We start from the raw sequence: 25142 nt of genomic DNA, 5'->3' as shown, positions 1-25142 counted from the left end.
GTATTCCTCCGGTCTGCATGTCGCTTATTTTTGCAAATCTGGCCGTAGCTTTATTGCTTCATTTTGATAAATATGCTTAATATCCTTTTGATGAGTTTCGGAATTGACATGCATGAGAATCCGGATGCATAGCGGCATTGATCCCGGTACGTCCATTTCATGTGTACACATGACGGGTACGTATTTCCATCCATCCAGTGTTCTGACCGCTTTTGCAGGAAATGCAGATTCTATGTCCCGCGTTGTCGAAACGATGACTGAAATGATTTCATCAGGAACGATGCCATTCTCGTTTGCCATTTCAATCACTAATGTCCTTGTAGCTTCCAATACGATATCAGGTTGATCCGAGACAACGGTAGTTGCCCCCCTAACTCCCCTTACTGTCATGACCGTTCCCCCATTTCAATTCTATTTTGCAAGTCAATGAAAACCTGTTCACACTCCCCTGCTGAAACTTTCCGTACGAAAGGCGCGCCCAGTTTTTCTAATATGACGAAATTCATTTCGCCGAATGCAGCTTTTTTATCTTTTTCCATAAATCCAAGGAAGCTTTCAAATGAATGCTCCAAAACCGGAGCAAATGAATATCCATTTATTCTCGCGAACTTAATGAAGTGGTCGGTGAATGATGCATCCATTTTCCCATGACGTTCACTCAGGATAAAACTATAAGCCATGCCAATCATAACGCATTCTCCATGGCTTAGCCCCCCAAAGCCGTAAACAGCTTCTACTGCATGGCCGAATGTATGGCCGAAATTCAAAAACTTCCTTTTCGAGTGCTCAAATTCGTCTTCCGCAACGATATCCGCCTTCACTTGGATTCCTTTTAATAGCTCTGTCGATAACCATTCTTCTGTCGGGTTCGAAAAACTCGCTTCCTCTAGAAGCGATTCGGACCACTCAGCATCAGAAATGAAAGCATGCTTTATCAATTCCGCCATACCGGAGCGAATTTCGCGAGGCGGCAAGGTGGCTAAAAGCTTCGTATTGAAAAGAACCGCCGACGGCTGATGAAAGGAGCCAACCATGTTTTTCCCTTCGGGCAGATTGATGGCAGTCTTTCCGCCAACTGCACTGTCGTGCGCGAGGATTGTGGTGGGACATTGAACAAACTTGATTCCCCTCATGAAAGTGGCGGCGACGAAGCCCGCCAAATCCCCACAAGCCCCTCCCCCGAACGCGATCAGAAGAGAGTTCCGGGTGAAATTTTCCTTTACAAAATAGGATTGGCATTCAAAATAGACATCCTGTGATTTGCATTTCTCACCGGCAGGAACAATCTTTACCATAGGTTCAACACCGGCTGTTCGTAATGCATCAAGAAGCGTATGAAGATGCAAGTCAGCGGCCTGTTTATCAGCGATGATGCCCACCCGATCGGCGCTTTGCAACAAACCTATATAACGTGATGAAAACAAATCATACACATCTTCACCTATATGCACCTCATATTGCGTATGTGGCAATTGAACGGTCAGTTTCCCCATGTCAGAACTCCTTTACATATTGTCGGTAACGCTCGATCTCTTCCTTCAAGCCATCCATCGTATCTGAACGGAATTCTTCCATGATCGCTTTTGCCATTTCGGTTGCGATGACATGCTCTGCAACAACGGAGGCTGCCGGCACAGCACAAGGATCCGACCTCTCGATTGTAGCCACGAATGGCTCTTTCGTATCGATATCTACGCTTTCAAGGGGCTTGTACAATGTAGGAATCGGTTTCATGACACCACGGATTACAATTGGCATGCCAGTCGTCATTCCGCCTTCCAGCCCTCCAAGCCGATTTGACTTGCGATAGTAGCCCAGCTCTTCCGACCATACAATTTCATCATGCACTTCGCTTCCAGGCTTTTGAGCCATCTTAAAGCCCAATCCGAATTCAACGCCTTTGAAGGCATTGATGCTCATCATAGCCCCGGCAAGCTTTCCGTCCATTTTGCGATCGAACTGGACGTAGCTTCCAATCCCCGGTGGGCAGCCTTCCACGATGACTTCCACTACTCCGCCAAGCGTATCTCCACGGCCTTTAATATCATCGATTGCAGCAACCATTCGTGTTGAAGCTTCCTTGTCGGCACAGTAGACCGGATCATTTTCGATGACTTGCCGCAGCTCTTCCATAGATAATTCTGAATATGTTTCCGGATTGGTCGTGATGCCACCAATTTCCGTCACGTGAGCAACTGTTTGGATGTTTAGTTGGCAAAGGAACTGTTTAGCTACAGCACCAATTGCAACACGCATCGTCGTCTCCCTCGCCGAAGATCTTTCAAGGACGTTCCGCAGGTCACGGTGGCCATACTTCATGCCTCCGACTAGATCTGCATGTCCCGGACGCGGTCGTGTAATCTGTCTTTTGATGTCTTCTGGATTCACATCATCCGCCAACGGTTCGATTCCCATGATGCTCGTCCAATGCTTCCAGTCATCATTGACGACTGTCAATGTCACAGGTGACCCGAGTGTCTTCCCATGCCTGACTCCTGATGTGATCAGCACCTGATCTTTTTCTATTTGCATCCGACGGCCGCGTCCATGGCCGCCTTGACGCCTTTTCAATTCATTGTTGATCATTTCTGCCGTTAATGGCATTTGTGCGGGCAATCCTTCAATAATGGCTGTCAATTGAGGTCCATGTGACTCGCCAGCTGTAAAAAACCTCATTCCATTTCCTCCTTTATCTCTCTTCTTAAGGATGGAGTAAACATCCGTTTCATAGCACTTTATCAAACTAAAACAATTTTGACTATAGGTATTAATGAAAAAATCCGGAAATATTCCGGATTTCAAGGATAAATATAATTGTAAACGTTTTCTTAGAGTTTTCTGTAAAAGAATGTCTCTTCCGACTCAAAACCGTATTTGGATGGATTGAAAATCTGTTCGGTACTTCCGACAAATAGAATCCCACCTGGCTTGAGCGCTTTTGAAAAATCGTTATAGATTTGATCCTTCGCTTCTTCTGTGAAGTAAATCATCACATTGCGACATACGATAAGATCGAAATTTGAACCGTACGGATCCCCTAAAAGGTTTTGCTGTTTGAATTGAACTGTCTTTTTAATTTCATCTTTCACTTGATAATGCTGGCCTTCGTTGATAAAGTACTTGTCCAAAATATTTTTTGGAACTTCTTTCAACGACCGTTCTTGATAAAGGCCGACTTTCGCACGTTCCAACACCCCTGCATCAAGATCAGTTGCCAATATTGATATATCCCTTAAAGGAACGTGAGAGGACAATACCATTGCAAGTGAATACGGTTCCTCCCCAGTGGAACATGCTGCGCTCCAGATTTTCAGTTTTTTGTTTTGGGCGAGCAGCATGGGGAAGATTTTCTTGTCGAGAACTTCCCATCGTTGTGCGTTCCGGTAAAATTCCGATACATTGATCGTCATTCGATCAAGGAATTCGTTCAAGAGCTCCTTGTCATTATGTATGGCTGTATAATAGTCCGAAAAATTTCGGAATCCCCTTTTTTCGTATAGGGATGTGAGCCTTCTTTTCATTTGGGCTTCTTTGTATAAGGATAAGTCGATTCCAGTCTTTTTCTTTATTTTCGATATGAAATCGATGTAGTCAGACATGCAAAATCCCCCTGATATTCTTTTTCACCTATTATACCGGAAAGAAGGGACCAAATGTACCGCTTTCCAAATATGTCTTCAGTTGGACAAAAATAATAAAAACAGCCAAGCGGTTTGACCGCGAGGCTGTTTGTGGAGATTTATTAGTTGATCCAGCTTGTGATTGATTTGTCATAGCTGACAAGCTCTTCTTCTTTGAAGAAAAGACCGATTTCACGAACAGCAGATTCAGGTGAATCTGAACCGTGGATGATGTTTTTGCCAACAGTTACAGCGAAATCACCGCGGATTGTTCCTGGAGCAGATTCTTTTGGATTTGTCGCACCCATCATCAAGCGTGCTGTCGAGATAACGTTTTCACCTTCCCAAACCATTGCGAAAACCGGTCCGGAAGTGATGAAGTCTACAAGCTCCCCAAAGAAAGGACGCTCCTTATGTTCGCCATAATGCTGTTCAGCAAGCTCTTGGCTGATTTGCATCAATTTACCGCCGACCAATGTGAAACCTTTGCTTTCGAAACGGCTAACAATTTCACCGATCAAATTACGTTGAACGCCATCAGGTTTAACCATTAAAAATGTTTTTTCCATTTATAAAACACTCCTTCACGTATGTATGGAATTTTATCCTTACTGATCGTACCACTCGGATCACAATCTTTCAACTCGCAACCCATTCATCAGAACTTTCTTTTTCCGAGGAAGTCCGCAATTTGCAGAAGCGCCTTCTTCGCGTCGTTGTCCGGCAAGGACTCCACTTCCGCAATCGCTTTCTTCAAGTACATATCACTCACTTGCTGCGATTTTTCAATTGCACCGGATTGGCGTATATAGGCAAGCATCCGGCCACGATCATCTTCCGTCAATGAACCATCAAAGGCCCGGTACAAATACGGTTGGAATTCAGGGTCATCTTTTATGTATAATGTCGGCAATGTCAAATGCCCATTCAACAAGTCGCTGCCGGCAGGCTTGCCAAGTTTTTCATCCGTTGATGTGATATCTAAGATGTCATCGACGATTTGGAATGCCATGCCTGCGAAATAGCCGAATCTTTTCAGCTTCCCGACAACTTCCGAATCGGTATTTGAAACTAGAGCCCCCAATTCACAACTGGAAGAGAGCAATAAGGCTGTTTTCCTTTTAATGCGACGTAAATAGTCGCGGAAAGACTGATCTGTTTTTTGCTGGTATTCAAATTGAATGATTTCACCTTTACAAATCTCCAACATCGTCTCAGCAAGCAATTGATGAACAGCGGGCATTTCAATTTCCCCAATGGAAACGAGTGCACGCGAAAAGATATAGTCGCCGGTATACATCGCAATCCGGTTATTCCATCTTGCCTTCACCGTCTCATAGCCTCTGCGGAAATCGGAATTATCGATGACATCGTCGTGAACAAGGGATGCCATGTGGATCAATTCCAAGGACACTGCCACTTTGGCCACATTTTCCATGGAATATTCGCCGAACTTAGACGATAGGATGACAAATATAGGACGTATCCTTTTTCCGCCTGCCCGCAGGAGCAGGAGCGACGCTTGCCGAATGACTGGGGAAGAAGAGTCAACGGATCGTTCAAGTTCCTTTTCGATGAATGACAGATCCTTCCGGAAATCTGCGTAAAGCGACATTAACTTCAATTTCTCCAAGACGATTACCTTCCCCTACTTGCGATTATTTGAACGCGATGTGCCCTGCTGCTGCCCCACCGCTATATTTCTTAAATGACACTTCCCGAAAGCCTGCATCTACGAACATTTGAGCAAGCTGCTTCGTTCCTGGGAAATCATCCGCCGATTCCTGTAGCCAGGAATATTCTTTATAGCTTTTCGCAAAAAGCCTGCCGAATAAAGGCATGATGTATTTAAAATAAAAACGGAATAATTGACGGTATACCGGGATTTCGGTTTGAGACGTCTCCAAGCAGGCAGCCATGCCGCCCGGTTTCAGAACACGGTTCATTTCTGCTAATACTTGTCCGTAATCAGGGACGTTACGCAAGCCGAATCCGATTGTCACATAATCGAAACTATTATCTGGGAAAGGCAAATCCATCGCATTCCCTTGGATTAGGTCGACGTTTTTGTACTTGGCGACCTTTGGCCTTCCAGAAGCAAGCATGCTTTCACTGAAATCAAGACCGGTCACTTTTCCATCAGATCCGACAGCTTCAGCCAAGAAAACCGTCCAATCGGCTGTGCCACAGCAAACATCCAATGCACGGGAACCTTTTTTGACATTCATTCGGTTCATAATATCATTACGCCATTTTTTATGTTGATTGAAACTAATTACGGAGTTCATCTTATCATAATCATCAGCGATCTTCTCAAAGACGTGATGGACTTTCTCTTCTTTGGACGTCCCCATATGCCTTACCTTCTTTCTCTATATAGGCCTGCCTAATAACGGTGTTGCAAACCTATGGATTTCCTGTTTTAAGAACGGGGTCAAAAATCCAGCTTCCGAAAGCTGTTTTTGCAACCTCGAAGTTAAAACAGAAATAGCAGCTTCAATATCGGCAGTTTTGATCCTGTTTCCTGACCAAACCTGCTCGATGGCTGGTTCTTTTGTCAACTTCCTGAAAAACCAGATGAGACCCAATGCGGTTTCAACGATTGTCGAATATCTTGTAAAGCCATATCTTCTTTGAAATTCAACTATACATCCCGATTCAATGCTGATCATTGAGTCGATGAGCTCTTCGGTTCCATCCGACCCTTCCATTAACAGGTTCGTCTTTGTCTCATTTATGTGCCCGATCATTTCCGACATGGAAGTGATGAGCTTGAAATCTGGAAGCGATGACAATAATCTGTAATGGATGCCGCTGAAATGATCCCCTGACAGGACCATGAGCTGCTGCTCCTTTGAAGTCGCGTCCAAGATGTCCACTCTGTCATGCATGTCAAATGCCGCATGCACAGCGCCCACTGCAATCGCAGATATATTCAGCTCAGTGGTCCATTCCTCGTTATTCAACATCGGTAAAAGGAGGAAGAACGCCTTCGCTTCGTCAAGTGGCATCTTCCCAAGATCCCTGTTCAATATAGGCTCTTGGATGGATCGTTCGACTTCGCGTATATAATTTTGAATATATCGATTGATTGTTTGTCTGTCCATCTTCGGTTCTCCATTCAAAGACCAAATGAGTTGGGTCCCGTTTGTCTATTCTTTTCCATCGCTGTAGACAATACCATGCGCCGAATGGATCTCGGCTTTGCCACGGATCTTCATGGCAGACGTATTCTCAGTGAATTGGGCAATCATCACTTCCCCACGATCCAATTTTTCAGTGTGATGGAATTTTGTATCATTGCCTCTTGTCAGCCCGATGACATTCACTCCATCTTCTTGCGCCTTGATCATGATAAAATCAGGTTGTGACATGTTTTCATCTCCTGTCATCCATATACGTCCCATCATATCATAGAAATGAATTGATCCGCAAAGGCATCAGATCACTTCAGAAGAGACAGAATTTCTGCTCTTTTCACATCATCGTGCTCATAAATTCCGCGTGCAACCGTAGTTACTGTTTTCGCACCCGGCTTTTTAATCCCTCTCATCGTCATACACATATGTTCCGCTTCGATGATGACATAGACACCAATCGGATTAAGCATGTCCATCATTGCATTTGCAACGGTGGAAGTGATTCTTTCTTGCAATTGCGGCCGCTTTGCAGTCGTTTCGACAGCTCTCGCCAATTTGCTAAGTCCGGCAACAACTCCGTTGCGCGGTATGTATGCGATATGGGCGTGTCCGAAGAATGGGACAAGGTGGTGCTCACACATCGAGTGGAACGGAATGTCTTTCACAAGCACCACTTCATCGTGATTCTCGTGGAATACCGTTTCAAAATATTGTTTTGGATCTTTATGTAGTCCTTCAAAAACTTCCGCATACATTTTGGCGACCCGTTTAGGGGTGTCGAGCAATCCTTCCCGGTCGGTATCCTCGCCTATTGCTTCCAGGATCATCGAAACTGCTTTTTCTATTTTACCGAGATCCACTTCTTTCATACAGACTTCCTCCTCATCCCAATCTAATGCTATTCCTTCAAAGATAGTAGCACACTCCTATGGATACGTACAGTGAACGCCGTTACGAAGAACGGCGTTTGCGAGCACAAGCGCAGCGTTGCGAGCAAGAATTAAGGCAACGCCCGCGGAAAGCGAGTGCTGGAACGGAAAGCAACTACCTATGTTATAGGTTTTCTAAATGATATGGTTACATAAAAGGAGCCCGTCCGCGTTTATGTCGAGAAGACATTTGCGGAGGGGCTCCTATGTAAACTTAAAGATTACTTAACAGCATCTTTAAGCGCTTTACCTGCTTTGAACGCAGGAACTTTGCTAGCTGCGATTTCGATCTCTTCTCCGGATTGTGGGTTGCGCCCTTTACGAGCAGCACGCTCACGTACTTCGAAGTTACCAAATCCGATCAATTGTACTTTATCACCTTTTGCAAGTGTCGATTGGATTGTATCGAATACAGCTTCAACCGCTTTAGTAGCATCTTTTTTCGTCAGACCTGCCGCTTCGGCAACTGAGTTGATCAATTCTGTTTTATTCACACCATTCACCTCCTCTCAAAGAGATAGCTTAACTCAATGTGATTGTCTAGCTCCGGGCGCTAGCCCCTCGAGTCGCTTCGGTCTTGAAGATAAAGGCAAAGAACGCCTTTATTTCAAGACCTCCAGCGCTTGTCGGGGCTGAGCAAGCGCCCATCGCTTTTCTTTACTGTAAGTAGAGTAACATACTCAAAACCGCGGTGCAACAATATTATCGGTGTTTGTGGTCAATTTTGGCTTATTTGACCAAAAACAGAAAAAGACCCGTAAAATACGGATCTTCCTTGTCTGTTCCATTATACAATAAATGTAATCATGCCTTTATTTCCGTCGTTGACCATTTGCTCAATTGTTTCGCGTAGCCGTTTACGCGCATTTGGTGGAACGGATGAAGTTTTAAAACGAATGCTTTCCTTCAACACTTCATGCAGAGGAGTGCCGAAAAGCTGTGTCTGCCATAAGGCATCTCTGTCATGAAGATAGGCATTCTTTAGTTCCTTCAGTAAATGATGGCTATGGAATTCCGATCCTATAAGGGGTGAGAACTCCGCATCCATATCGATTCGGATAATATGGAGGGATGGTGCAGTTGCCTTCATTCGTACTCCATAGAAATTATTCTCTTTAATCAGTTCAGGTGGAGATGGCTGGAAGTCATCAATTGTCGGCAACGCTACGCCATAACCGCTTTTTTTCGCAGTATCAATCGCTTCAGAATACATATCATATGATTTTTTCGCTTTAACAGCATCTTTGACAAAGAGAAGCCAATCTTTTTTTGTCTTCATCTCCTGTTGCATGATGCTCTCACAAACCTCGCGGAATGCCTGCTCATCCATTTCGATATTGACGGTCGCTTTCCCTTTCCCTGCATCCACATCAACAACTTCGGCATTCCTTACATACTTTTCGTCCTTCAGACGCTCTGCCAGCTCTTGTACTTTTCTAATTTTCGATGCAACGAGGAATCCTTCATTGATGACGTTGTCAATTGCCGCATTCAACTCATGTTCGGACCCGAGTACATCCATCCAATCAGGCTTTTGCAATTCAATATCCGTGATTGGGAATTCGTACAATGCTTCCTTCAAGATAAGTTGGATCTCCTGTGCGTTCAATTGGTCGGCACTGATTGCGATGACAGGCACTCCATGCTTCTCAAGAAGCTGATCCTTCAAGGCGACTGTCTTTTCATGGGCTGGCATTTTGGAATTCAGAACAATGACAAACGGTTTGCCAATCTCTTTTAGCTTACCGACGATTTCCTCTTCAGCCACTTCCGCAGCCGCTCTTGGAATATTGTTCACTGTCCCATCTGTTGTTACTAGAATGCCGATTGTGGAATGATCCCGAATCACTTTGTCTGTACCGATGCGTGCAGCTTCCTCGAACGGGATCGGTTCATTATGCCAAGGTGTATGGACATATTTCGGGCCGTCCTCATCCTCGTATCCTTTCACTCCATCAATTACGTAGCCGACACAATCTGCTAGTCTTACTTGAAAGGATAACTCCCCCTCCCCGATTGATACTTGGGTGCCTTGCGCTGGAACGAATTTCGGCTCAGACGTCATGATGATCGGACCTGGCGAGCTTTGCGGCAATTCATCCTGCGCCCTTGCCCTATCGCCTGCATCCGTCATATTCGGTATGACGACCTCCTCCATCACCCTTTTAACAAAAGTCGATTTTCCTACACGAACAGGGCCGACCACACCTATATAAATATCCCCGTCCGTTCTCCTAGCCAGATTTTCATATAATTCCTCTTTCATACTTAGCCCTCCTTTTTTCGCGCATATTAGTTTATGTAAACGAAAAACGTTTCATGCTAAAAATGCATGAAACGTTTTGATATACCCTATGAAGTTTGTCACTTCTTCATGAAAACAGGTTCGTTTTTTTCATTCACCGTGTACGGCAAAGAGTAAGCTGGCAAGATCGGATATGAATCAGACAGTAGGTATCGGATGTCTTCCCCTTCTTTCACATTCGGCTTTTCCTCCTGGAGGATCCTATTCAAGTCAATCGAATAGTCGACATAAAAATGACCGTCCCCACCGACTACGATGGGCAACAAGGCGTCTGAATATGGACTGTCAACTTTCAACGGCTCCTTGAATCCCATCGCTTCGTAATCGATTTCATACACATTTTCCCCCACAGGATCTTTGAAGGGCAGCTTCCCGTTGATATGCCTTCTCAGATTCAATTCGCGAATGCGCTCCGCAGTCCTCAAATCGACGAGTTTCACTGTGGGGTTTTCCTCTACATCCATAAGGACGTATTGATAAATCCCCCCGGTTTCATATGCGTTGGATGGAATTTTTTCAGTGTATGCAGGAACGATTTTGGAAAATTCTATCGGATATTTTATGTACTGATCCGTATCTTGCTCAGTCGTTTTGATTGGAAGAAGTCCACCGTTATTTCCTCTATATGCATCGACGGCTTTTTGGATCAAATCGATCTGATCTTCATAAGGATTCTCCCTTATGGCCTTTTCTTCACCTTTATACATACAGCCCGATAGAAGGAGCAAAATGGCAACCACAGAAAAAAGCAAAAAGGATCTTTTTCGGATCATTTTCATCTCGCCCCTCCAGTCGGCCCACTGAATACTAAGTAAACCATCGCAAAAAATGAAAATATCAATAAAGAATAAGCGATAAGGGCAAATAAGAATTTTAATAATCTATTTGAAAGCTTATGTCGGCTTACGTAAATGAGTCCCATGGAAATAGCCATGAAACCCATTGCGTAAAACGACAGCCACATTTTATCCAATGAGGACAAATGAATCATCCTTTCGTTTCTCAGAACAACTTATTTATAAAATATATCTTCAATTTCCTGTTTTTTCATCCTGCTCATAAGCTGATCCACAGCTTCCTTCGGCGGGACATTATCGAAGAGGACAGAATATAGCGCCTCCGTCAATGGCATTGATACATCGTAGCGGACAGATAGTTGGTGAGCGGCTTTAGTTGTCCGAACGCCTTCAATGACCATCCCCATTCCAGCAATGACTTCATCCAATGACTTCCCTTGGCCAAGCAGATTGCCTGCCTTCCAATTCCGTGAATGTACGCTTGTACACGTCACAATCAGGTCTCCAAGGCCGGTCAAGCCTGAAAACGTAAGCGGATTCGCCCCCATTTTCATGCCAAGTCTGGTGATCTCCGCCAAACCACGTGTAATAAGCGCAGCTTTGGCGTTATCTCCATACCCGATTCCGTCGGTGATGCCAGCCCCTAGGGCGATAACATTTTTCAACGCAGCTCCCAATTCCACACCGATCAGATCATCGTTTGTATACACCCTGAAGTATTGATTCATGAAAAGGTCTTGAACATGCTCTGCGGCTTCCTGGTCGAAGGAGGCGGCTGTAATAGTCGTCGGATGGCGAAGGACGACCTCTTCAGCGTGGCTCGGGCCTGAAAGTGCGACAATTGCCTGCAGCTTATCAGGTGACATTTCCTCTTCAATCACTTCAGAAATCCGCTTCAACGTATCCGGCTCAATTCCCTTCGAAACATGGATGATCAACTTTGAATTGCCTGCAAGCTCATCGATTTCTGCACAGAGGGACCGAATCGCTTTTGTCGGAACTGCGATGACAATAATATCAGAATGGTCCACGGCCAATTCCAAATCAGATATTGCCTTCAGATTGGCAGGTAATGTTATGCCCGGTAAATACGAAGCATTTGTATGTCGTTCGTTGATTTCGGCGGCCTGTTCCGCCCTTCTTGTCCAAAGCAGGCAGTCATGGCCGTTTTCGGCAAGGACGAAGGCGATCGCTGTCCCCCAGCTGCCTGCACCGATCACTGACACTCTTTCCAATACATTCACCTCATTCAACTTCTTGCTCGTGTGATCAGTCGGATTGGCGTTCCTTCAAACCCGAATGATTCCCTTAGACGATTTTGTAGAAATCTTTCATAAGAGAAGTGCATCAATTCCGGCTCATTGACAAATACAATGAAGACCGGAGGCTTGACCGCCACTTGTGTCGCATAATAGATGCGCAGTCTGCGTCCTTTATCTGAAGGGGCTGGATTGCGCGCGACGGCATCCTCGATCACTTCATTTAAAACGCTCGATTGGATGCGCAATGCATGGTTTTCACTAATCATTTTTATTTGATCGAATAATGTTGTGACACGCTGTTTCGTCTTCGCTGAAACGTAGGAAATCGGCGCGTAATCGAGGAATAGGAAATTCTTGCGGATATCTTCGGTGAAACGATTCATCGTTTTATCGTCTTTTTCGACAGCATCCCATTTATTCACAACAAACATGATGCCTTTTCCTGCTTCTTCCGCATAGCCTGCAATCCGCTTATCCTGTTCGCGGATCCCTTCCTCGCCGTTAATGACAATTAACACTACATCTGAGCGATCAATCGCTTTCAGCGCCCGTAAAACACTATATTTCTCCATGTTTTCGTACACTTTTCCTTTTTTTCGCATGCCGGCAGTATCGATGATCTTATATTTCTGTCCCTCGAACTCATAAGTAGTGTCGATAGCATCCGTAGTCGTTCCGGCAACGTCACTCACGATGACCCGCTCTTCTCCGAGCAAGGCATTTACTAATGATGATTTACCGACATTCGGTCTACCGATCAATGAAAAGCGGATGACATCATCCTCTTCAACTTCTTCCCCGGCTTCCGGGAAACTTGCAGCGACTGCATCCAGCAAATCACCAAGCCCGATTCCATGAGATCCGGAAATCGGATACGGATCACCAAAACCGAGCGAGTAAAAGTCATAGATCATATCGCGCATATCTGGATTATCTATTTTGTTGACTGCTAAGACTACAGGTTTCTTCGTTTTGTAAAGGATTTTGGCAACATGCTCGTCTGCATCGGTCACACCTTCCCGACCGTTTGTCAAGAAGATGATGACATCGGCTTCTTCAATCGCAATTTCCGCCTGCGCCCTGATCTGCTCCAGGAATGGCTCATCACCGATATCAATGCCGCCTGTATCGATCAGATTAAAATCATGCGAGAGCCAATCTGCCGAGCTATAGATCCGGTCTCTTGTTACACCGGCTACGTCCTCGACGATCGAAATACGTTCTCCAACGATACGGTTGAAGATTGTCGACTTGCCTACATTCGGCCTACCGACGATCGCTACGGTTGGTTTATTCATTTATTTAACACCCTTCCACTATATCTTTAGATATTATACACAAAAAAGATGATGATGCCTATTTAAGCACCATCACCCATATGATTGCGATTCATTCGTCTGTTCGATAATTTGACAAATATCATTCAGTGAACTTTTTCAATTGATCTCCGATGACATCGCTCAAAGAGAAACCCGTTTCTTCTTTCATTTCATAATCACCGTATGATTCGGTTTCTTCCTTCTCAAGAAGGTCTTTAATGCTGAGCGATAGTCGTTTCTCCTCTGCATTCACGTCGACCACTTTCACGTCGACTTTCTGTCCTTCCTCCAATACCTCATGAGGAGTTCCGATATGCTGGTGGGAAATCCGTGAAATATGGACGAGGCCTTCAACACCAGGGAATACTTCGACGAATGCACCATAGGAAACAAGACGCTTCACAGTGCCCTCAAGCACAGATCCTTTTGGCGCTCTTTCTTCAATGTTTTCCCACGGTCCAGGCAATGTTTCTTTAATAGACAATGAAATCCTCTCCGAATCGCGATCGACCGAAAGGACTTTCACATTCACTTTTTCCCCTTCTTTAAGAACATCTGTCACTTTTTCTACATGCTCATGGGAAAGCTGTGAAATGTGGACTAGACCGTCAACTCCGCCGATATCGACGAAAGCTCCAAACGAAGCGATGCGTTGGACTGTCCCTTCAAGCACCTGTCCTTCTTTAAGTCCCTCAAGCACTTCTTCTTTTTTGCTCGCCTTTTCCTCTTGAAGGACCGCGCGGTGTGAAAGGATGAGGCGATTTTTCTCCTTGTCCATTTCTACGATTTTAAATTCCATCGTACGCCCTTTATAATCTTCAAACGATTCAACGAAATGATCTTCGACGAGTGAGGCCGGGATGAAACCGCGAACGCCGAGATCGACGACAAGTCCGCCTTTCACGACATCTTTTACTTCCGTTTCGATCGTTTCCTTATTATTGAATTTTTCTTCAAGTGAATCCCATGCATTTTCCGCATCGACTTTCCGCTTGGAAAGGACATAGTTCTCATCTTCCACTTTTGTAATGATCAATTCGAGTTCATCTCCGACTTGCACTGCGTCGGACGCTTTTTCAATGTGGAGACTTGATAGTTCACTGATGGGGATGACACCATCGAAAGGTGCTCCAGTAATTTCGACCAGTACGGATTTGTCTTCGATTTTCGTCACTTTGCCAGTGACTCGGTCGCCTTCTTTATATCCGTTCATTTCATCCAAATTCATTTCTTCAGTCATATGTAGTCCTCCTCCATAATGAATCCTATCTCTATATTATTCGAATCGATGCATAAAAACAAAAAATTAACCTTATTAATTTATTTATGCTGTTCCAAAAGGGCACGGATTTCATTCATGATGACTTCGGTCACTTCTTCCGCAGACGCTTTTCTTTCCCGGTAAGGTGCCATTGCAATCGGCTTTCCGTAGACTACACGCAACGCACGAAAAGGTTTGTACGGACCAATGATTGCGCAAGGCATTACATCAGCATCCCCTTTTAACGCAAAGAAGCCTGCGCCCGCCAGTCCTTTTCCGAGTTCGCCGGTTTTGCTCCTTGTCCCTTCCGGAAACATTCCGACTACGTTGCCGCTTCGCAAAAGTTTCAATGCAGTCCTGAACGCTTCACGATCGCTCATGCCGCGTTTAACGGGAAATGCATTCACTTTCGGAAGAATTGTTTTCAGGATAGGAACTTTGAACAGTTCCTCCTTCGCCATGAAGTGGACAGTTCGCGGACAGGAAATACCGACGACAGGCGGATCCAGATTATCTATGTGGTTCGTGCATAGAAGCACACCGCCTTCAGGAGGGAAATTCTCTTTGCCAATTACTTTGATCCGATAGAGAGGATAGAATATTGTACTGACAAGAAATTTGCCGAAAGGATAAAGGTTCATCGTTCCATCCTCATTTCCGCAAGTTCTATCACTTTATCGACCACATCATCGATGGACATCGAAGTCGTATCTACGAGTATGGCATCAGCTGCTTTCTTTAGCGGCGATACTTCCCTTTCACTGTCAGCACGGTCGCGTCTTTCGATATCTTCTTTCAGACTCTCAAGCGAAGAATGGATTCCGCGCTTTTCGTTTTCCTGGAAGCGCCTTTCCGCCCTTTCATCTACAGAAGCAGTCATGAAGATTTTTAAATCTGCATTAGGCAGCACTTCAGTACCGATGTCACGCCCGTCCATAACTACACCGGAGTCGTTTGCAAGGGCCCGCTGCTTATCAACCATCATTTTTCGGACAGTCGGGTGTGAAGCCACTTTGGAAACAGCGCCAGTCACAAGCTGAGACCTGATTTCTTCCGAGCAATCGATTCCATCTATCCAAACGGCTTGGCCGCCTTTTTCAGGAACCAAAAGAATCTCGGTGTCCATAAGTAAATCCGCCAAATCGTTATCACTATCCATATCTATGTCCGACTGGATCGCTTTATGCGTCAAAGCGCGGTACATCGCACCTGTATCGATGTAAGTATAATGTAATTTCTGTGCAATCCTTTTTGCAATTGTACTCTTGCCTGCAGCTGCAGGACCGTCAATTGCAATACTAATCCCTTTTAACATATCATCTACCCCCGAATTCAATTCGAAAACATTGTAACACATAAAAACGGGAAAAGTCCTGAACAAATAGGACTTTCCCCTACATAATGCTTCACATTTCGTTCCTGGTCAGCAATTGCCTCTCAAAGCAGAAACGAATAATATTCTGCCTATCCGTCGTATCGATTTTGCCAAATTGCATGGAGGCGATCCGACGATTTTCCTTTTCCCAGATCCGTACCGCTTTCGCTTCAGTCCTGATGTACTTTATATCGTCATTTACAAAAGGAAGGGCGATTGTCAATCGTACACTTTCCGCCTCTTCTAAGTAATTATCTTGACCGATATTGAGAGCGATTCCACCCGCACTAATGTCTTCAGCAACGAACTGTTGGAAGACGCCTTCAAAATCTACTGCGACATCAATGGCTGTCTCAACCCGTACAAATTCGCGCCTTTGTATTTTGATCAGCTGATCATCACCGGGATAAGTCAATTTCAACATAGGAATCCCTCTATTTATCCTGCCGGTAACTTCGGCACGAAACGCATAGGACATTTTGTTTTCCACGAATGTTATGAGCAACTGTGTTCCATCCATGAAGAACGCTGTCTTTCCCGACTCCATATGGGCGGGATAATCAATCATTACATATCCTTCCCCGAAGTCGACAACTTTACTTTTATACTTATCACCTGTTTCGGTGAAATCCTTATCGATTGTTAACGTTGTGCCAATTGAAAGACGCATTGCAACACACCTACCTTTTATAGATATATCTATTATGTCACGGGTAGGCATAAAATCCAATATTGAATTTCGGTACATTTGAACTACAGTCCGTCATTCAAGCCTTTCTGTTTTAATGACTTCTCCTGTTTCGGTGTCGACAAGTACATTATACGTTCCTGTATGGCCATGTTCATCCCGTGTCACCTTTAAATAATGCGCCAGTCTTTGTTCCATTCTTTCATTCTCGACATAAGCAAGTTCATCTTCCACAACTTGTACGTCTGTATGGAAGAATGCTTTCCAATCCATTTTCTTGATCGACTGTCGATGGAGCTTCTCTTTCTGAATATATTCCGCTGCATTCAAGCCGATGATATCACCATTATCTTTGGCAAGTTTCAAATGGATCACATCTGAGAAAACTTTTGCGCCATAGAATGGTTCTTCCCTGACGAATACGAAATGCCACGCAGTATTATTTTCCCTTGATTCTTCATAGACAAGGTCTTTATATCCTGCTGCCTTAAGAAATTCTTCAGCAGTCCTCTTCAAATCTTCAAATGGAACGGACGACTTGCCAAATGGTCTTTCTGAAAGATAGGAAAGGACATGTCCTCCTTTTTCGGTTATATCAATATAACCGATAGACTCTCTATCAGCAAAACGGATATGATAAAACGGATATGGAGAGCCTGGTTTGCTCATTTCAACGCCGACGACATCATTCGAAACTTGCGGAAATAATGTCTTGAAACGTTCCACAGCTTCGGCTTTCGTCACTTTCGCCTCGTCAATATCTCTCAATTCCCTCTTTTTCATCGCATCCGACTCGCTGGCAGTCAAAGGAAAGTCAGCTTCTGTGTATTGCTTAATGCTCGTTCCCATATTGGACCAATCATAATTGGGATTCGAAGCATTCAGCCTATTCGTCCATTCATCCATAGAATATTGTCCATCGATGAGCCCCGCTGTCGCAACTCTCCAATCATCATGCATGGCGCCTAAGTTTTTCGAAGCCTGCGCCATCACTTTATGATATTCACTAGGATCGCCTAATCGATCGGCCTCTTTTGCATAATTGCCGATTCTTCCTAAGTAGTTCATCCATGATGTCGAAAAAGCCGAATCTAATGGCAATGAAGCAACTGAGCGCCGTATATCCGAGGAAAGTCTCCAAATATCTTCTCTTGCTTTTTTCGAGCCTTCAGATTGGTTGAAGAGGAGCGTTTGTTTTACTGCCGAATCAAGCTCATCCATTTTATCCGAGGCTTCCGCCATTTGCTGGGCATATTGGTTACTTAATAAAATCGCCAGTTTATTACTTTCAGTAGTCTTCGTAAAAGCGAAAACTGAAACTACGACTAATGCATAGGCAAGCACAAAAATCAATTTTTTCATAGTCAATGTAAATAGCCCTTCCTATGAGAGCCATTTGCAATCCACCTTTCACTAAGCCATTAACGGCAAAAGATATGCAAGCCGATTTTCTTAATTTGCGGTCTCGACCAGATCCATTTACTTGTAGCGGTTATCGGATTGAAATAATAAATGGCGTTTTCGGAAGGATCCCAACCATTCAATGCATCAAGAACGGCTTCCTTCGCCCGTTCATTCGGCTCCAGCCAAATCTGTCCGTCAGCTACCGCGGTGAAAGCTAATGGTTGGAAGATGACGCCGCTTACCGTATTAGGGAAATCAGGGTGTTCCACCCGATTTAAAATAACAGCAGCGACTGCAACTTGTCCCTCATAAGGTTCTCCCCTTGCCTCCCCATAGACGGCATTTGCCATGAGCTTCAAATCCTGCTCCGAATATTTTGACGGCAGATGCATATGCTCTTTTCCGCCTCCACCTTTTTTCACCTGGGCAGCTAGAGGGGTGCCTCCATAATAGGTGAACTGATTCCCGTTCCTCAAATTATCCATAACAAATTTTTCATCGTACTTCGAAGCTGCTGTTAACTTCTTTTTCGTTTGGGAGCCGGCAATTCCATCAATCGGCAACCCGTATTTGTCTTGGAAGTTCCGCAAAGCCCAATAGGTTCCGTACCCGAATTTACCATCGATTTTCCCTTTGTAGAAACCGATGTATTGGAGTCTTGCTTGAAGTTCGATTACATCATCTCCCGTCGCCCCTCTTGCAATATCGCGTGAGCTGAACGCATCGATTTCAATAGGGGAAGTTGCATATGCCGTTCCAAGCAATAATGCAACAGCCATTATACGTATCAATAATTTCTTCAAATTCATACCCTCCTTTCTTTCAGTTTGTCCAAACAAATTCTTTTTATTAACTTGACCGCATAAAAAAAGATCTGGCTTCTTTGGCCAGATCATCATCTAAATTTTCTCTTGGGCTCTACTTCTGAATTGCTGCATCGCAAATGTATGGGCAAATTTCACACGCGTCAATCCGAACCACCAAAGATAAAGCATGAATGGAATAATCAAATATAATGAAAGGTCATTCACCCCTAAGATTCCATTGTAGATAAGATGGAGGATAAATGGCGCGAAGAAGGCGAAGAATAGCGTACCTTTACGGTTTGAGACTGTCGTAAACTTCGCCCTCCCCAAGTAATACCCCATTACGACGCCGAATAATGCATGGCTCGAGACGGGGAGAAGGGCTCTAATGAATGCGGTGTCCATTCCGAAAATGAATAAATAAAGGATGTTTTCCACTGTCGCGAATCCAAGTGACACACTCGCCCCATAAAGGATGCCATCATATGCATCTTCGAATTCAACGTGTTTGAAGATGGCAATCAACAATATGAGCCATTTGAAAAACTCTTCGATCCAACTTGTGAAGATCGCATTGCGGAAAAATTCATTCGGGATAATGTTCTCCTCTTCAAAGACGTGTTGAATGAACATGATCGGAAAGGTCATCATTGCTCCATATATAAATGTATGAAACAACGTCCGTGAAGGCTCTTTTGCTATCTGTTTCCGTAAATAGAAATAGCTGAAAAGCGCCAACCCGGGCGCAATCGCTACTGTCAGTAATATGATCAAACCCGTGTTGCCCCCTTCCCCCGCCATCCTTCACACTTTCATCATTTAAGTTCGTTGGAAATAGTTTGAATATGTTCTGCAATCAAACCTCCATGCCAACGACCATTCTCTATTAAAATTTCATTTGAATTATTGCCTGCGGCAATGACTCCTGCTATATATAAACCTTCCACATTGGATTCCATCGTGTTTTCATCAAAGCAAGGCCGGCCGCTATCCTCGTCGACGCGAATCCCCATATCTTTTAGAAATTCATGGTCAGGATGATAACCGACCATCGCAAAAACAGTATCATTTTCAATCGTCCTGTGGACCCCGTCTTTTTCAAACGTTACGGAACTAGGTGTAATATCGGTGACAACCGAATTGAAATGCATTTCGATTTCACCGCTTCGAACTAAGCTGTCAAAACCGGGCAGTATCCAAGGCTTAACGCTTGGTGAATATTCAGATCCTCTGTAAATGACTGTCACAGCAGCTCCAGCACGCGCCAATTCGATCGCAGCATCCACAGCAGAGTTTTTACCGCCAATAACGACGACTTTCCTTCCGAAATATGGATGCGCTTCTTTGAAATAATGGTGAACTTTCGGCAATGAAGCCCCTGGGACGTCTAAAGAATTGGGATTATCATAATAGCCTGTCGCGACGATGACAAACTTCGCCTTGTAACTTGCTAGATCGGTTTGCACCGTGAAGGCTCCATTTTCTTTTTTCACCGACTCGACTTTCTCAAAGCTATTGATGGCAAGGCCTTTCATTTCAGCAACGGTCCTGTAGTAGACGAGTGCGTCATTCCTTTTCGGCTTTTCCTTTGCTGTAATGAAAGGGATGTCTCCTATGGAAAGCTTTATGCTTGAACTGAAAAAGGTCTGGTGAGTCGGATAACGGTAAATCGAGTTAACAATATTTCCTTTTTCAATTACCAATACATCCAAGCCTATGTTTTCCAATTCAATAGCGGCAGAGAGACCACATGGTCCTCCACCGATCACAATTGCATCTTTGTAAATCAATTTCATCAGTCTCCTTACAATCGTACAAAAACCACATATATTCTACTTAGAGTTTATTTCCGTTCCGAGCGGACGCTTTCCGCGGGCACGGCTTCAGCCTCCTCGTCACTGCGTGACTGCGGGGTCTTCAGCTCGCGCTGTTCCCGCTGGAGTCGCCGCTCTGCACTTCAATCAACAAACAAAGTGGATATAATAGGGAATCCAATTTATATACATTAATATTTTATCGTAATGACATGACTTTCGGGGGCCGCCCCAAATCGTAACGGAACTAGGGACGTGCCATAACCATTGCTGATCAATCTTGCTTTTCCACCAGCTTCTTTGAACTCCCCTAACGGATGAAGACCAAATCTGCCAAATCGAATCTGTCCTCCGTGCATATGACCTGCAACCATCAGTTCTGGGCTGCAGATCTTTTCCACTTTACGGAATAATGACGGAGTATGGGTAGCGACGATCACATGAGAGTACTTTCCAATGTTTTTTAAAGCAGCTTCGACATCCACTTTTCCACTGGAAGGATCATCAGTCCCGCAAATCCCCCATAGCGGATGGTTCTGGATCATGGCATCTGAATTCTCTAACATTGTACCGCCATGCTTCTCGATAATATTCCGGATCTCCGCTTCACCGACTTCACGGTCATTGTTTCCCCAAATGAAATAGATCGGGGCAAGCTGCGAGAGCCTTTCCACATTCCGGTCTATGGTGGAAAGCGGGACTCCGCCTTCGGCAAGGTCTCCCCCTATAATGATGATGTCAATCGATCCAAGCGTCTTGACCTTTTTCAATAATTGTCCGTCAATGCGTCTTCGGTGAATATCCGAAATAAAAAAAACGGACAGCTCCTTGCCTTCATAAGTATCCTTTCGAACGGAAAACGAATGATGGATTACATTTTTCCGGTTTGCATAAAAAAACATATATGCAAGGATGCCCACGAATAACCCTGAAATGCACGCGAAACTATTCAAAACAATTTTCATTCTACACCTGCCATAATGTGAAACTTTAATTAGTGGGAGTTTACAGCTAATTATGCTGGATAAAGAAAAAGGCAAAGAACCGACTTTGCCTTTTCTTCCATACCTTTGGAGTCAATTACGGAATGATCAACTTTTGTCCCGCCATGATATCATTGGATGAAAGACCGTTTGCTTTTTTAATCTTAGCAATTCCGGCATCAGAGCCGTAATAATTCATTGAAATCCGATAAAGCGTTTCATTTGCAGCGACAATATGCGTTCTCGTTTTCGAGGTGTCGTCGGTCTTGTTTTCAGTTTTCGGCTTTTCTTCCGCTTTCGGTTTTTCTTCTACCTTTGGGGTTTCCGTCTCTTTCGGAGTCTCAGTCTCTTTTTGCAATTCCTGCTTTTCGGCTGTTGGAGGATTAACGTTTACTGGAGGTTTCTTGGATTCCGCTTGCGACTCTGCGGCAATTCCCTTATCAGCATCCCCATTTGATTGTTCCTCATCCTCTTCTTCTTTTTCGGAATCTATGACAACCGAACCGGAACTATCGCCTTTTCCAAGTGAGGTGTTCGTTCCATACTCAACAGGAAACTCAGAATTATCGACCTTAGCGGAACTGCTATCTGACCCAAAGTAGAAATTATAAATGACATAGACAAATATTAAGATCGGAATGAATGTAAAAATGCCCAGGATTACGTTGATCGTCGTATAGCGGGAAGTTTTCTTCTGCTTGCGTCTTCGCTCATGCCGTTCAGCTCGTGACGGCAAGATCGCTTCCTCATTGCGATCAAACCCGATCTCTCTGCGATGTTCTTCAAACTCAACTTTGTAATCATTATTTTTCATCGACATATTCTCCTATTCAGTGGTGCTCTTCTTTATATTATGACGAATATTGTCGTAAAAGTAAACGTACATCGGACCTGTTATCCAAGTAAAATGGTAATTCTTTCATCCCAACTGACTCTTTCTTTAGCACTCTTCCTATTCTCACTTTCCTGAAGCCAGTCACTCGTACCGAGACCACAATTCGAACAGCATTCATCCGGCTTGCTCTGACAAGATTCACCAAAATACGATAAGGCGTTTTGACGGATACACGTCCCGCTTTTGATAAGGTGCATCATCTGTTGAAGTTGTTCGGTCTTTTCATCGGCCAGTCCTTTTAACCGAAGTAATATATCATTTAGTGAATAACGCTCTGTATAGTAATCAATTACCCGCTTGCCCGTCTCTGTCAAACTAGCAAGCTCAGCTGCTTTTTCAGATGGATGCCCTTCTGAAATCATTGTATTGTAATGGCGGATCTCTTCTTCACTCGGCATATCCGATTGGATGATAAAACTCGTCGTATGCTCATCTGCCGGCACATAAAGAAGCGTAGCTGCAGCCTGACGCCCATCCCTGCCTGCCCTTCCAACTTCCTGGATATAGGCGGCAATCGTCGGAGGAAGGTGATCATGGATCACTTGCCGGATATCGTCTTTATGAACCCCCATTCCGAATGCATTCGTTGCACATATCCATTCAAGTTCACCATTTAGGAACTGTTCCTGGATAATGGAGCGGTCTTCCTGATCTTTTCCCGCATGATACGATTGGACAGCTACCCCTTCCAACTGAAGTTCCATGGCCAATTCATCCGCCCTTTTTCTTGAGGATGCGTAAATGATACCTGGGCCAACCGTTGTTGCAACCCGTTCCTTAATCCATGCTGTTTTTTCAAAAGCAGAGTTCACTTCACGGATAGAATAAGAAATATTCGGCCGATCCAATGAATGTCGCTGTATAATCGGCTTCTCCATCCGGAGATATCGTTGTATATCATTGAGCACTTTTTCATCCGCAGTGGCGGTCAGAGCCAATATGGGAGGACGATTCCCTTTTTTCAGGAATTCACCAATCCGTAAATAATCCGGCCGAAAATCAAATCCCCATTGGGAAATACAGTGTGCTTCATCCACGACGACCAACGAAATCAGGAGGCCGTTCAATTTCCGTGCGAATGCCTCCTGGGAAAGCATCTCCGGAGAAATGAAGATGAATTTAAAGTTTTGAAGTTGGCCGATGATTCTTTTCCGCTCGTTAAAAGGCAAGAACGAGTTCAAGGCGATCACCCGCTTTTCACCATTCTGCCGCATTCGCATTGCCTGGTCTTCCATTAACGAAACGAGCGGGGAAACGATAAGGACAGAGCCTTCCATAATAGAGCCTGGCAACTGATAGCAAAGAGATTTCCCCATCCCTGTCGGCAATATGGCAACCGTATCCCGATTGTCTAAAACATGCCGAATCACTTCTTCCTGACCTAAACGAAAGTTTGCATACCCGAAACGTTCCTGCAAAATCTTTTTCAAGTCCATCATTTATCCACCTCCTTACTTGCAGTCAAAATGAGGCGCAGCTCGAAATAGGACAGTGCTTCAAATTCATTTTTCAATAGCTTCAGCCGCTTTGTCCCCATTTCCTCCGATTTTGAAACGACCTTGCGGATCTGTTCCTCTGATACAAACCGGGTGACCGGAAAGCGTATATCATTCATTGCCATTTCAATGATATGGTCTTCGATCGTGCTCATTTTCAATTTTCTTATCGAGGCAATGTCTTCCAGCGAAAGCCCTTTGTCAAAAAGCCTTTTCGTGTGTAACGCTGAATCAGTCAAATAGGAACTTACCTTAATATCGAATGCAATGTTTTTTAGAAATGGGAAGTCATCCGCATCTTCAACAGTAGGCAAAAGTCTATGTAAACTTTCAATAAACAATAGACGAAGTCCATCACTGTCTTCACCAATTTCAGCAGTTAGTTGATCCCATGTCTTTGCCGTTTCAGTTCTGCCAGATAACCTGCATGCAAATATGTATTTTTGAACATCGCTCATTCCACTTTTCAGTAATGCCGTCTTTAACTCTTCCCCTATTCGTTTGGCAAATGCAGGATTGTTGACAGGTTGATCTACGAGTAGCCGCTTAACGAAAAGCTGGATATCGCGATCTCTTTGAATAGGAGTGAAGGAGGTTTCGCCTTCACGTAGATAGGATAGCGCTTGGATGAGCAAAGCGATTCTGCCAAAGAATATCATCTCACGCCCCCTATAGTCCCATCCTTTGAAATGGAATTCAGGCAATTCTTCGACTCTTTTATGCCCTTCTTCAGTCAGTTTAATGAATTTCTCGTCTTGGATAATCAATCCCGAGTCTAGTAACTTGTCGGCAGCTTTGGCATAAGTTGCCTCTTCCAATTTCGGAAGAATGCCGAAAAAAGGTTTGACATTAAAATATTCCACATCTGTTAAAGTTTGTCCCGATTTTTTCCCGCGTAATAGATGGAGACCGGCATTCAATGTACGCTGGCCGTTCATTTGATTGGTGACAAATAATAGAATGGAAGACAAATTCATGGATGGCCCCCCTTGAATTTAATGTTTTATTGTTGAAAACTAATGAAAACAGCTTTAGAATGGTAAGGGAA

28 protein-coding genes are annotated in these 25142 nt (G+C 44.3%); all 28 read right to left on the bottom strand.

Features of this window, described 5'->3' with window-relative positions; all coding sequences use genetic code 11:
- Nucleotides 1–24: 24 nt before the first annotated feature.
- Nucleotides 25–390, bottom strand: a complete 366-nt coding sequence (gene aroH, locus ACFPTP_RS08485) for a chorismate mutase (RefSeq protein ID WP_381443601.1) — start codon at nucleotides 388–390, stop codon at nucleotides 25–27.
- A complete protein-coding gene (gene aroB, locus ACFPTP_RS08480; protein ID WP_381443599.1) occupies nucleotides 387–1493 on the bottom strand; it encodes a 3-dehydroquinate synthase in 1107 nt (368 codons plus the stop codon). Before aroB ends, aroH begins: the two co-directional genes overlap by 4 nt.
- A gap of 1 nt (nucleotide 1494) precedes the next feature.
- Nucleotides 1495–2676, bottom strand: coding sequence for a chorismate synthase (gene aroC / locus ACFPTP_RS08475; RefSeq protein ID WP_381443598.1), 1182 nt, complete (start codon nucleotides 2674–2676; stop codon nucleotides 1495–1497).
- A 152-nt stretch (nucleotides 2677–2828) separates the two neighbouring features.
- Nucleotides 2829–3599 carry a CheR family methyltransferase gene (locus ACFPTP_RS08470; protein WP_381443596.1) on the bottom strand — a complete coding sequence of 257 codons (771 nt, stop codon included), beginning with the start codon at nucleotides 3597–3599 and terminating at the stop codon, nucleotides 2829–2831.
- Nucleotides 3600–3742: 143 nt separating this feature from the next.
- Nucleotides 3743–4189, bottom strand: coding sequence for a nucleoside-diphosphate kinase (gene ndk, locus ACFPTP_RS08465; protein ID WP_381443594.1), 447 nt, complete (start codon nucleotides 4187–4189; stop codon nucleotides 3743–3745).
- Between the two features lie 89 nt (nucleotides 4190–4278).
- Nucleotides 4279–5253, bottom strand: coding sequence for a polyprenyl synthetase family protein (locus tag ACFPTP_RS08460; RefSeq protein ID WP_381443593.1), 975 nt, complete (start codon nucleotides 5251–5253; stop codon nucleotides 4279–4281).
- A gap of 25 nt (nucleotides 5254–5278) precedes the next feature.
- Nucleotides 5279–5974, bottom strand: a complete 696-nt coding sequence (locus tag ACFPTP_RS08455; RefSeq protein ID WP_381443592.1) for a demethylmenaquinone methyltransferase — start codon at nucleotides 5972–5974, stop codon at nucleotides 5279–5281.
- A gap of 18 nt (nucleotides 5975–5992) precedes the next feature.
- A complete protein-coding gene (locus tag ACFPTP_RS08450) occupies nucleotides 5993–6727 on the bottom strand; it encodes a heptaprenyl diphosphate synthase component 1 (RefSeq protein WP_381443590.1) in 735 nt (244 codons plus the stop codon).
- 45 nt (nucleotides 6728–6772) lie between these two features.
- Nucleotides 6773–6994: a trp RNA-binding attenuation protein MtrB gene (gene mtrB, locus ACFPTP_RS08445; RefSeq protein WP_381443589.1), complete on the bottom strand. Its 222-nt coding sequence runs from the start codon at nucleotides 6992–6994 to the stop codon at nucleotides 6773–6775.
- 71 nt (nucleotides 6995–7065) lie between these two features.
- A complete protein-coding gene (folE, locus tag ACFPTP_RS08440; protein WP_381443588.1) occupies nucleotides 7066–7629 on the bottom strand; it encodes a GTP cyclohydrolase I FolE in 564 nt (187 codons plus the stop codon).
- 281 nt (nucleotides 7630–7910) lie between these two features.
- Nucleotides 7911–8183, bottom strand: coding sequence for an HU family DNA-binding protein (locus ACFPTP_RS08435; protein WP_147059822.1), 273 nt, complete (start codon nucleotides 8181–8183; stop codon nucleotides 7911–7913).
- Nucleotides 8184–8476: 293 nt separating this feature from the next.
- Entirely contained in the window at nucleotides 8477–9955 is a 1479-nt protein-coding gene (gene spoIVA, locus ACFPTP_RS08430) for a stage IV sporulation protein A (protein WP_381443586.1), read from the bottom strand.
- A gap of 98 nt (nucleotides 9956–10053) precedes the next feature.
- Complete coding sequence (locus ACFPTP_RS08425; protein ID WP_381443585.1) at nucleotides 10054–10773, bottom strand: hypothetical protein; 720 nt, start codon at nucleotides 10771–10773, stop codon at nucleotides 10054–10056.
- Nucleotides 10770–10958, bottom strand: a complete 189-nt coding sequence (locus ACFPTP_RS08420; RefSeq protein WP_381444220.1) for a DUF2768 domain-containing protein — start codon at nucleotides 10956–10958, stop codon at nucleotides 10770–10772. Before ACFPTP_RS08420 ends, ACFPTP_RS08425 begins: the two co-directional genes overlap by 4 nt.
- 48 nt (nucleotides 10959–11006) lie before the next feature.
- Nucleotides 11007–12026, bottom strand: coding sequence for an NAD(P)H-dependent glycerol-3-phosphate dehydrogenase (locus ACFPTP_RS08415; RefSeq protein ID WP_381443583.1), 1020 nt, complete (start codon nucleotides 12024–12026; stop codon nucleotides 11007–11009).
- A 14-nt stretch (nucleotides 12027–12040) separates the two neighbouring features.
- On the bottom strand, nucleotides 12041–13351 hold the full coding sequence (der, locus tag ACFPTP_RS08410) for a ribosome biogenesis GTPase Der (protein ID WP_381443581.1): 1311 nt from the start codon (nucleotides 13349–13351) through the stop codon (nucleotides 12041–12043).
- A 121-nt stretch (nucleotides 13352–13472) separates the two neighbouring features.
- On the bottom strand, nucleotides 13473–14612 hold the full coding sequence (gene rpsA, locus ACFPTP_RS08405) for a 30S ribosomal protein S1 (RefSeq protein ID WP_381443580.1): 1140 nt from the start codon (nucleotides 14610–14612) through the stop codon (nucleotides 13473–13475).
- A gap of 80 nt (nucleotides 14613–14692) precedes the next feature.
- Nucleotides 14693–15274: a lysophospholipid acyltransferase family protein gene (locus ACFPTP_RS08400; RefSeq protein ID WP_381443579.1), complete on the bottom strand. Its 582-nt coding sequence runs from the start codon at nucleotides 15272–15274 to the stop codon at nucleotides 14693–14695.
- A complete protein-coding gene (cmk, locus tag ACFPTP_RS08395; RefSeq protein WP_381443577.1) occupies nucleotides 15271–15948 on the bottom strand; it encodes a (d)CMP kinase in 678 nt (225 codons plus the stop codon). The genes ACFPTP_RS08400 and cmk overlap by 4 nt, the downstream gene beginning before the upstream one ends.
- 91 nt (nucleotides 15949–16039) lie before the next feature.
- Nucleotides 16040–16678 (bottom strand): flagellar brake protein, encoded by a 639-nt coding sequence (locus ACFPTP_RS08390; RefSeq protein WP_381443575.1) that lies wholly within the window; start codon nucleotides 16676–16678, stop codon nucleotides 16040–16042.
- Nucleotides 16679–16771: 93 nt separating this feature from the next.
- Nucleotides 16772–18058, bottom strand: coding sequence for a PepSY1/2 domain-containing protein (locus ACFPTP_RS08385; protein WP_381444217.1), 1287 nt, complete (start codon nucleotides 18056–18058; stop codon nucleotides 16772–16774).
- 59 nt (nucleotides 18059–18117) lie between these two features.
- Complete coding sequence (gene sleB, locus ACFPTP_RS08380) at nucleotides 18118–18909, bottom strand: spore cortex-lytic enzyme (RefSeq protein WP_381443574.1); 792 nt, start codon at nucleotides 18907–18909, stop codon at nucleotides 18118–18120.
- A 90-nt stretch (nucleotides 18910–18999) separates the two neighbouring features.
- Nucleotides 19000–19680: a glutamic-type intramembrane protease PrsW gene (gene prsW / locus ACFPTP_RS08375; RefSeq protein ID WP_381443573.1), complete on the bottom strand. Its 681-nt coding sequence runs from the start codon at nucleotides 19678–19680 to the stop codon at nucleotides 19000–19002.
- Nucleotides 19681–19721: 41 nt separating this feature from the next.
- Nucleotides 19722–20696: a YpdA family putative bacillithiol disulfide reductase gene (locus ACFPTP_RS08370; RefSeq protein WP_381443572.1), complete on the bottom strand. Its 975-nt coding sequence runs from the start codon at nucleotides 20694–20696 to the stop codon at nucleotides 19722–19724.
- A gap of 215 nt (nucleotides 20697–20911) precedes the next feature.
- Entirely contained in the window at nucleotides 20912–21685 is a 774-nt protein-coding gene (locus ACFPTP_RS08365; RefSeq protein WP_381443571.1) for a metallophosphoesterase, read from the bottom strand.
- A gap of 115 nt (nucleotides 21686–21800) precedes the next feature.
- Complete coding sequence (locus tag ACFPTP_RS08360) at nucleotides 21801–22517, bottom strand: LysM peptidoglycan-binding domain-containing protein (protein WP_381443570.1); 717 nt, start codon at nucleotides 22515–22517, stop codon at nucleotides 21801–21803.
- Nucleotides 22518–22597: 80 nt separating this feature from the next.
- Complete coding sequence (locus ACFPTP_RS08355) at nucleotides 22598–24037, bottom strand: RecQ family ATP-dependent DNA helicase (protein ID WP_381443569.1); 1440 nt, start codon at nucleotides 24035–24037, stop codon at nucleotides 22598–22600.
- Nucleotides 24034–25071: a YpbB family protein gene (locus tag ACFPTP_RS08350; RefSeq protein ID WP_381443568.1), complete on the bottom strand. Its 1038-nt coding sequence runs from the start codon at nucleotides 25069–25071 to the stop codon at nucleotides 24034–24036. The genes ACFPTP_RS08355 and ACFPTP_RS08350 overlap by 4 nt, the downstream gene beginning before the upstream one ends.
- Between the last annotated feature and the right edge of the window lie 71 nt (nucleotides 25072–25142).

The sequence above is a fragment of the Sporosarcina koreensis genome (assembly GCF_042655825.1).
Taxonomy (GTDB): Bacteria; Bacillota; Bacilli; order Bacillales_A; family Planococcaceae; genus Sporosarcina; species Sporosarcina koreensis.
The sequence above is the reverse complement of the archived record's forward strand: the minus strand, read 5'-3'. Positions and strand labels throughout refer to the sequence as shown.

Excerpts from the sequence above, each read along its gene's own strand:
- ACFPTP_RS08350 (WP_381443568.1), bottom strand. The coding sequence starts at position 25,071 with ATGAATTTGTCTTCCATTCTATTATTTGTCACCAATCAAATGAACGGC.
- folE (WP_381443588.1), bottom strand. The coding sequence starts at position 7,629 with ATGAAAGAAGTGGATCTCGGTAAAATAGAAAAAGCAGTTTCGATGATC.
- ACFPTP_RS08355 (WP_381443569.1), bottom strand. The coding sequence starts at position 24,037 with ATGATGGACTTGAAAAAGATTTTGCAGGAACGTTTCGGGTATGCAAAC.
- aroB (WP_381443599.1), bottom strand. The coding sequence starts at position 1,493 with ATGGGGAAACTGACCGTTCAATTGCCACATACGCAATATGAGGTGCAT.
- ACFPTP_RS08390 (WP_381443575.1), bottom strand. The coding sequence starts at position 16,678 with ATGCGTCTTTCAATTGGCACAACGTTAACAATCGATAAGGATTTCACC.
- der (WP_381443581.1), bottom strand. The coding sequence starts at position 13,351 with ATGAATAAACCAACCGTAGCGATCGTCGGTAGGCCGAATGTAGGCAAG.
- aroC (WP_381443598.1), bottom strand. The coding sequence starts at position 2,676 with ATGAGGTTTTTTACAGCTGGCGAGTCACATGGACCTCAATTGACAGCC.
- ACFPTP_RS08455 (WP_381443592.1), bottom strand. The coding sequence starts at position 5,974 with ATGGGGACGTCCAAAGAAGAGAAAGTCCATCACGTCTTTGAGAAGATC.
- ACFPTP_RS08425 (WP_381443585.1), bottom strand. The coding sequence starts at position 10,773 with ATGAAAATGATCCGAAAAAGATCCTTTTTGCTTTTTTCTGTGGTTGCC.
- ACFPTP_RS08420 (WP_381444220.1), bottom strand. The coding sequence starts at position 10,958 with ATGTGGCTGTCGTTTTACGCAATGGGTTTCATGGCTATTTCCATGGGA.
- spoIVA (WP_381443586.1), bottom strand. The coding sequence starts at position 9,955 with ATGAAAGAGGAATTATATGAAAATCTGGCTAGGAGAACGGACGGGGAT.
- ACFPTP_RS08385 (WP_381444217.1), bottom strand. The coding sequence starts at position 18,058 with ATGAAAAAATTGATTTTTGTGCTTGCCTATGCATTAGTCGTAGTTTCA.
- ACFPTP_RS08450 (WP_381443590.1), bottom strand. The coding sequence starts at position 6,727 with ATGGACAGACAAACAATCAATCGATATATTCAAAATTATATACGCGAA.
- ACFPTP_RS08470 (WP_381443596.1), bottom strand. The coding sequence starts at position 3,599 with ATGTCTGACTACATCGATTTCATATCGAAAATAAAGAAAAAGACTGGA.
- aroH (WP_381443601.1), bottom strand. The coding sequence starts at position 390 with ATGACAGTAAGGGGAGTTAGGGGGGCAACTACCGTTGTCTCGGATCAA.
- cmk (WP_381443577.1), bottom strand. The coding sequence starts at position 15,948 with ATGTTAAAAGGGATTAGTATTGCAATTGACGGTCCTGCAGCTGCAGGC.
- ACFPTP_RS08400 (WP_381443579.1), bottom strand. The coding sequence starts at position 15,274 with ATGAACCTTTATCCTTTCGGCAAATTTCTTGTCAGTACAATATTCTAT.
- mtrB (WP_381443589.1), bottom strand. The coding sequence starts at position 6,994 with ATGTCACAACCTGATTTTATCATGATCAAGGCGCAAGAAGATGGAGTG.
- sleB (WP_381443574.1), bottom strand. The coding sequence starts at position 18,909 with ATGAATTTGAAGAAATTATTGATACGTATAATGGCTGTTGCATTATTG.
- ndk (WP_381443594.1), bottom strand. The coding sequence starts at position 4,189 with ATGGAAAAAACATTTTTAATGGTTAAACCTGATGGCGTTCAACGTAAT.
- rpsA (WP_381443580.1), bottom strand. The coding sequence starts at position 14,612 with ATGACTGAAGAAATGAATTTGGATGAAATGAACGGATATAAAGAAGGC.
- ACFPTP_RS08365 (WP_381443571.1), bottom strand. The coding sequence starts at position 21,685 with ATGAAAATTGTTTTGAATAGTTTCGCGTGCATTTCAGGGTTATTCGTG.
- ACFPTP_RS08360 (WP_381443570.1), bottom strand. The coding sequence starts at position 22,517 with ATGAAAAATAATGATTACAAAGTTGAGTTTGAAGAACATCGCAGAGAG.